This window comes from Pseudoalteromonas sp. J010, assembly GCF_003934235.1.
GTDB lineage: Bacteria > Pseudomonadota > Gammaproteobacteria > Enterobacterales > Alteromonadaceae > Pseudoalteromonas > Pseudoalteromonas peptidolytica.
In genome coordinates this window covers 1-308 of sequence record NZ_RDBW01000098.1, presented here as the reverse complement: position 1 = coordinate 308, position 308 = coordinate 1, and the positions used below count along the sequence as shown (strand labels likewise).

The following is a 308-nucleotide window of genomic DNA, read 5'->3' as shown; positions in this document are numbered from 1 at the left end:
CCTGACGATGTTCTACTTTCACATGGGAAGCCCACACTATCATCGACGCTGTTTTGTTTCACTTCTGAGTTCGGCATGGGGTCAGGTGGTTCCAAAACGCTATGGTCATCAGGAAATTCTGTTCATTAATGAAGTATCCTTCATTAATATAAATCTGGAAAAAGCTATTAAATTCTTTGTCTACTTCAGTCTATTAACTTCTGTCGCTAAACCACTTTGGCGTTGTATGGTTAAGCCTCACGGGTAATTAGTACGAGTTAGCTTAATGCCTCACAGCACTTCCACATCTCGCCTATCAACGTTGTAGT

Annotated in this window: 2 rRNA genes; both read right to left on the bottom strand. The window is 41.2% G+C overall.

The window, feature by feature from the left end:
* A 5S ribosomal RNA gene (gene rrf, locus EAG18_RS22105) occupies positions 1–113 on the bottom strand; the annotation flags it as partial.
* Between the two features lie 113 nt (positions 114–226).
* A 23S ribosomal RNA gene (locus tag EAG18_RS22100) occupies positions 227–308 on the bottom strand; the annotation flags it as partial.